5 protein-coding genes are annotated in these 6583 nt (G+C 60.3%); 2 read left to right on the plus strand and 3 right to left on the minus strand.

The window, feature by feature from the left end:
• Positions 1-241, plus strand: a 241-nt coding sequence (locus AAFX91_RS37435) for a hypothetical protein (RefSeq protein ID WP_394569850.1), incomplete at its 5' end; no start/stop codon positions are given.
• A gap of 143 nt (positions 242-384) precedes the next feature.
• Here AAFX91_RS37435 and AAFX91_RS37440 read toward each other — a convergent pair.
• Positions 385-1707, minus strand: coding sequence for an acetamidase/formamidase family protein (locus AAFX91_RS37440; RefSeq protein ID WP_394569851.1), 1323 nt, complete (start codon positions 1705-1707; stop codon positions 385-387).
• A gap of 446 nt (positions 1708-2153) precedes the next feature.
• Here AAFX91_RS37440 and AAFX91_RS37445 point away from each other — a divergent pair, with 446 nt between their 5' ends.
• Complete coding sequence (locus AAFX91_RS37445) at positions 2154-3662, plus strand: amidohydrolase family protein (protein WP_130582725.1); 1509 nt, start codon at positions 2154-2156, stop codon at positions 3660-3662.
• Between the two features lie 162 nt (positions 3663-3824).
• On the opposite strand, the gene AAFX91_RS37450 is transcribed toward AAFX91_RS37445, so the two are convergent.
• Both AAFX91_RS37450 and AAFX91_RS37455 read right to left on the minus strand, forming a co-directional pair.
• Positions 3825-4823, minus strand: coding sequence for an aldo/keto reductase (locus AAFX91_RS37450; protein ID WP_130582726.1), 999 nt, complete (start codon positions 4821-4823; stop codon positions 3825-3827).
• A gap of 670 nt (positions 4824-5493) precedes the next feature.
• Positions 5494-6390, minus strand: a complete 897-nt coding sequence (locus tag AAFX91_RS37455; RefSeq protein WP_394569852.1) for an integrase core domain-containing protein — start codon at positions 6388-6390, stop codon at positions 5494-5496.
• Positions 6391-6583: the final 193 nt, after the last annotated feature.

Here is a 6583-nt window from a genome sequence, read left to right on the forward strand (position 1 = left end):
TGGTGGCTACGATGAACCAGAAATCCTCCCTCCGCAAAATCCTTCAATTTGTCTCAAAGGTCTCGACGGCGAACAGCTCGACAAAGAGCTTGAACAATTCAGCGTCATCAGCGCTGGCTTTGACCTGGACGACACCGACTATTCTGCGATCCTCTTCGGCAACGGCGAGATGGTCAATTCTAGGTCCAGCGCACTGAACGATAACTCACTACGACAGGCTTTCGTGAACTCCTCGTCGTAACCCTACACCGCTTGGCGCACTCCCTAACTCAAATATGCGTCGCGATACGTTGCGCAAGAGTCCTGGGATCGAGATTAGCGCACGCCTTGCCTCAAGACTGACTGCAATTTCAGGCCGACCGTAACGTTACCAGAGTGAGTCACTCATACCACCGTCATCTCGCGCCTGAGATCGGGAGTGAAGATGGCCTTCGGGATCAGGGCGTGAACGCCGCGCACGATGTCCACCACCTGCGTCACGCGGAAGCTCGCGGCGATGCTGCACAGGGCGTAGGCGTCCAGCTCACCGATCTTTGCCCGCGTCGCCAGAAACCTGATCGCATTGCGCGCAGCAAGCGTCATCGCCGCGTTCAGGTCCTTGTCGAGCCCGATGATGATCCAATGTGTGTCTGTCTCCGCCACCGGCCAGGCCAGGTTCTTCTGCTTGTGGAGGATGATCTGGATGCGCAGCTCTTTCAGCCGCGTCTCCAGCGCGGTGGGCGAAATCTCGCCATCCCCCTGCACCGCGTGGCTATCGCCCGTATAGATGAGGGCGCCTGGCTTCCACACCGGGATGTAGAGCGTCGAGCCTTCGGACAGCTCGCTGAGATCGAGATTGCCGGCGTGCGGGCCCGGAGGCACCGAACTGGTCACGCCGGGGCTCAAGGGCGGGAAATAGCCGTCGGGCGGCGCAACGCCCAAGGTGCCCTGGAACGGCTTCAACGGAATGCTGATGTTGGGCATAAACTTGCCCGTCATGGCGCCAACGTCGAGATCGACGTACTTGATCTGCCCCTGCGCATAGTCCTGCGGCAGCAGGCCCGTGCCGAGCGATCCCGGATTTTTGAACACCGCGCCCCATTCGTAGGGACGAATCGACTGGTACCGGATTTCCAGCACGTCGCCCGGCTCGGCGCTGTTTACAGCGATCGGTCCGATGATCGAATGGGGCCCCCGGCCAGGATTGCTCACGCGCAGCTGCGCCAGGGTATCAACCGGCACTCCTGGCTGCATTTCATTCAGGAAGTGCGACCACGTATCGGGAAAGCTGATGGTGTCGCCCGACTCGATGGTAAGAATGGGCGGCAGGGTAGCGTCGAATACCCCGAGCCGAACCGTCTCCCTGGTCGACGGAACCACGTGCACGCGACCGTCAGACTGGGAACGGCGCATAGGCCCGGCGCCGGCCTCCTGCGCCCGCGCAAGGCTGGTGAACCGCGGCTCGACTGCAGCCAGCACACCCATAAAGCTGCTCGCTTGCAGGAACTTCCTGCGCCAGCGGCCACGGGCTGACAAATAGCCATCAAAGGTGCACTGATCGACATGGTCCATATGGAGGAGGCGATCGGAGGCGCGACTGTCAAATGCCGCGTCCTTGATATCCTCGCGGATGACACCCGTACCCTTCTCGTCGCCGCAGCCGAAGAGGTTGGCGCAGGCGTGATGGTGATGGTGAACGTGTTGGTTCGCGTGCTCGAGCTCCGACATGATGACCCTCGCAAATAAAGCTGATGCTACGGGTTCGCGCTGTCAGCAAACTCCTGCCGAGCTGTCCCGTCAATGGAATGCCCGCTGCCGTGAGTAGACGCAGTCCATTTGAACAACGAGCCTTTCACACTTCGGCTCTGAAAATGATCGGATGAAAGAATGATGCCGCGTTGGGACAGCGTGACTGTCGCATTACATCGCTTGCGCCAATAAAAGTTCGAGCATTGAATCCGCGATGATACGCCGCTACCGCCAGTAGTTTTTTCGAGTATACCCGCGCTCTCGCAGCGATGAAGAGAGCAAGCCCGGGCGTAGGGCGTGTGATGGATCCACGCGCGGCCGAACAGGAGAGGTCGCCTAGTCGGTCCACCTAACTGATTGGGAGTGGCCAACGCGCACCTCAAGCGCGCACCGCCCAGCACTGGCCGACAAACGGGAGGAGAATAATGAGCACCTGGCTTAGTGAGCGAGAACAGCGTCTCGTCGCGGGCGCGGAGGCGGCATCGGCTGCAACGCCTATACCGACACAGATTGTTTCCAACGGCGAGTATCTCCCGCCTCTGCAGAGCTCCACGCAGAGGAAGGTCGAGGCGCGGATCAACGAGCTCGCCGACGTGAACGGCAAGCACCTCGGCTTGAGCCGTAGGCAGTTCCTGCACACGAGCTGCGGCATGGCGGCAGCGTTCCTCGCCACGAACGACATCTACGGCAATGTTTTCCAGGTAGCGCCCGCCGAGGCTCGCGAGCCCGAGCTCATGCTGGCGCGCGCGCAAAGCCTCGCTGACCAGTTCATCTTCGATGTCCAGACCCATTTCGTGCGCGACGATTTCAATCACGCGGAGCTGTTGGACCTCGGCAAGTTCGCGAGCGAGCACTGGAACCCGAAGATGAAGGAGGAAGGCGTTTCCTCGCTCGCCCGCTACAAGTTCCAGAACTACGTGAAAGAGGTCTACTACGACAGCGACACCAACATGGCGCTCCTGAGCGGCGCGCCGTTCGATGACCCGAGCTGGTGGCTCCTGTCCAACGAGCAGATCGTCAAGGCGCGGGAGCTGATCAACGACTTCGCCGGATCGCGGCGCCTCTTGGCGCACAGCGTCATCACCCCCAAGCAACCCGGCTGGATGGACGAGGTGGACAAGGCGATCGAGGTCTACAAGCCGGATTCCTGGAAGTCCTACACGATTGGAGATCCGCTGGCGCCCTCGAAGTTTCCATGGCGGCTCGACGACGAGCAGGTGATGTATCCGTTCTACGAGAAAGCCGTGAAGTCCGGCATCAACACGCTGTGCATCCACAAGGGGCTGCTGCCGCCCGATTATGAGAAGTCGTTCGCCGGCGTGTGGGAATACGCGACGGCGTGGGACATCGGAAAGGCCGCCAAGGATTGGCCGCAGATGAACTTCGTGATCTATCACTCGGCGCTGCGGCCATTCCTCGAATTGCCTGACAAGGCGTGGGCGGAGTTCGAGCAGACCGGCCGCATCCAGTGGGCCTCCGATCTCACGGAGATCCCGCAGAAGTTCGGCGTCACCAATGTCTATGCCGAGCTCGGCACGTCCTTTGCCAACTCGGCGGTGGCGCATCCGAAATTCTGCGCCGCGCTTGTCGGCACACTGATCAAGGGGATGGGCGTTGACCACGTCATGTGGGGCACCGACTCGGTCTGGTACGGCTCACCGCAGTGGCAGATCGAGGCGCTCCGCCGGCTCGAAATCCCGGAGGATATACAGAAGAAGTACGGCTTTGGCGCGCTTGGCGACGCCAACAGTGCCACCAAGCGGCTGATCTTCGCGGGCAACGCAACCAGGTTCTACAAGATCAAGTTGAAGGCGGCTGAGAACACCAGGATGCCGGCCTTTTCCGAGGACCGCCTCGCGGCGCTCAAGAACGAGTACATACAAGCCGCGAAGCAACCCTCGAACCTGCGCTACGGCTACGTTCGCGCCACCTAAATGAACGGCGCCGGCGGCGCGGGCAAGCTTCTTCCCCGATAAGCTGACATTGTCAGAGTTCGTCGGCATGTCTCAAGCGTGCCAAACTCGGAAGTCATTGTTTTTTAATTTGGACGCGGTAGGCAGCCAATTTCTAGCTGCAATCGTGCGCAACCTGGGCGATCATCGTGGTTCGCCGGAGAATGCCTGCCGCAGTGCTGACAGCCGGTCGAGTGCAGTTCGCGCTAATGGGCCTTTTTGGACCGCGGCGAGTGCATCCTCGAACTGTTGCCGCGTCGCTATGCCGACCAAGATAGTGCCCATCGCCTGGTGAGACAGCGCAAACCGCGTGGCGGCTTCGGTCAGGCTGGTGGCGAACCCTTCCTTTACCAGCGGGGCTAGACGGCGTGCGCGATCGACGTCGGCATCGTAGCTCATAGCCGAACCAATCGGCTCGGGCGCCGGACCTGCGATCGGGTGACGCTCGGCTGAGCCCGACAATGCGCCGCCGGCAAGCACGCGGATGCCCACTATTCCAACGCCGGCCGCCTTGGTGCGGTCGAATAATCGTCCGTAATCTTGTGCCGGATAGTTCGTCGGCAATTCCTCGGCGGCAGATGGATTGAGCACGTTGTAGACGACCTGAGCGCTGTCGAAGGCGCGCGAGTCGATCACTTGATGCAGTGCCGCGGTGTCGCCTACTGCCGTAATCCCGAGGAAACGAGTTTTCCCCTGCTGACGCAGGCGCTCGAACGCTGGTACTACGTCGCCGAGCACCTGTCGGACGCTCAGCGCCAATCCGCCTCCTGTCTCGGTAATCGGATTGTGCAGGTGAAAGATGTCGACCCGGTCACGACGTAGTCGCGCCAGACTGCCTTCGAGCGACATCGCTACGGCGTCGGCGATGCGACCGAACTCGCTGGGCAGCAACCGGACTTTGGTGCCGACGGCCACGTTGGCAGGTTTCAGCTTTTGCAAGACTCGGCCAAGGTTCCTTTCTGATTCGCCATTGCCGTACAGCACCGCGGTGTCGAAGTAGTTCACGCCAGCATCGATCGCCCGCGCGATGGTACGCTCCTGCTCGGCAGGATCGCCGCGTACCATAAGTCCGCCCACTGCGCCGCAGCCGAAGCCCAGCACCGAAAGCTGCATCCCCGTACGCCCAAAGGCCCGCAATTGCATCGTTGTTTCTCCGACTGCATGCCGCGAGCGGCCAAACGGTCAGCCTGACGAATTTCTGCCGTCGCATGTGTCCCGTAAGAACCGGGCCGTGCGCAGTCTTCCAAGACTAGCACTTTTCGACTGCCGGACGCGTGAGAAATGGCTCACGTCCTGCCTCAAGTGCTAATCGGGCCAGATATCTTACCGGGGCCTCGCGACCACAAGTGTCCTTGTGGCGCCACAGCGTCGAGCAAGATTTTGGCCTCCCTCAAGTCGGGCATGCCGAAGCCCCTGAACCAGCCGCAGATCGGAGAGAGGAGATCACAGACTCCGGCGTTCCTGCCTCGGTCACTCCAGGGGCACACGTCGCGCACCTTGGATGCGGTGCAGCACCTGAGTGTTCAACCTCGTGCGACGGATGTCCTCCACGTCGGCCATTCTTAAGGAGTATTTGTGGCCGTGCTGAAGCAGGAGTACGATAGAACGAACTGCCCGGTGACCTCGTCTTGCCGCTGTTAGGGGAAACGATGAGTTACGCAGGTGCTGTAGCTGCCTGTGTGTACCGAAAACTTAAGCTCGGGCGTAGTGGTGATGAAGTCCGCCCAGGATGGGGCGTGAACTGATCGCACCGGTTCGCTGAACCGGGCGAGAAATTGGCGCATCCTTGTTCAAGGATCGATGCGTTCTGACGTTATTGTAATAGTCGGCGTAGGATTGCAGAAACCCGACGCAGATGCGCCTCGCCCAAAGCAATGACGTGGTCCAAACACTCACGCCGGATCGATCCGATCAGCCGTTCGGCAAAGCCATTCTGCCAAGGCGAGGCTGGTGCGGTGGGCTTGTCCCGGATGCCCATGGCGCGCAATCGGCGCGTGACAAGGCTGCCATAGATCCGGTCGCGATCGCGGATGAGGTAGTGCGGAGCCTCATCCCAAGGAAATGCCTCTGTTATTTGACGTGCAACCCATTCCGCCGTCGGATTTGCTGTGACGTTGATCCAGACCAGGTCTCTGCGATCTAGTCGGACAATGACAAATGCATAGAGCAGGTCGAAACCGATGGTGGGAACAACGAACAAATCCATGGCGGCAATGTCCGGCGCGTGATTACGCAAGAAGATCCGCCATCCCTGGCTGGGTGGCCCGCGTCGCTTCACCATGCACTTGGCGACGCTGGACTGCGCGACCTCGAACCCGAGCTTGAGCAGTTCGCCGTGGATGCGTGGCGCACCCCACAGCGGATTGTCGATGCTCATCCGCCGGATCAATCCGCGCAGCTCTGTGTCGATGGGCGGTCGCCCTCCCAATGGGCGTGACTTCCAACGCCAGTAGCCGCGAAAGCCGGCTTTGTGCCAACGCACGAGCGTCTCGGGCTGGATGATGATAAGAACCTTCAGGATTGATGGAAACCAGCGATACAGCCGGACCAAGAACCAGCGATCCTGGTTCGTGAGCCGGGCGCGACCATGCAGCTTGCGCCTCAAGACATTCAACTGATGCCGAAGCACCGCGTTCTCCGCTTCGAGCCGCAACTTCGACTTGAACGGCGAGGCGAGGACGGCCAGAACGAAACAGAGCAGCCCGATCATTCCGCCAGCTTAGGCGATTCCGTCACGTCATCAACTCGGATAGAGTTTTCGGTACACATACCTATCCAAACGCAAGGTTCTGTTGCGGTTTGGTCAGCACACCGAATGGGCTGATATGAAATGGACCCCGATTGTGGGACCACGTGCTTAGTTGGAAGGGGCTGCTCCGTTTGATAGACGGAGCGCATGATGA

Origin of the sequence: Bradyrhizobium sp. 31Argb (genome assembly GCF_043638955.1) — a bacterium.
Taxonomy (GTDB): domain Bacteria; phylum Pseudomonadota; class Alphaproteobacteria; order Rhizobiales; family Xanthobacteraceae; genus Bradyrhizobium.

What these genes read in the sequence shown, in the direction of transcription:
- AAFX91_RS37440 (WP_394569851.1), bottom strand. Translation starts at nt 1,707, where the DNA reads ATGTCGGAGCTCGAGCACGCGAACCAACACGTTCACCATCACCATCAC.
- AAFX91_RS37445 (WP_130582725.1), top strand. Translation starts at nt 2,154, where the DNA reads ATGAGCACCTGGCTTAGTGAGCGAGAACAGCGTCTCGTCGCGGGCGCG.
- AAFX91_RS37450 (WP_130582726.1), bottom strand. Translation starts at nt 4,823, where the DNA reads ATGCAATTGCGGGCCTTTGGGCGTACGGGGATGCAGCTTTCGGTGCTG.
- AAFX91_RS37455 (WP_394569852.1), bottom strand. Translation starts at nt 6,390, where the DNA reads ATGATCGGGCTGCTCTGTTTCGTTCTGGCCGTCCTCGCCTCGCCGTTC.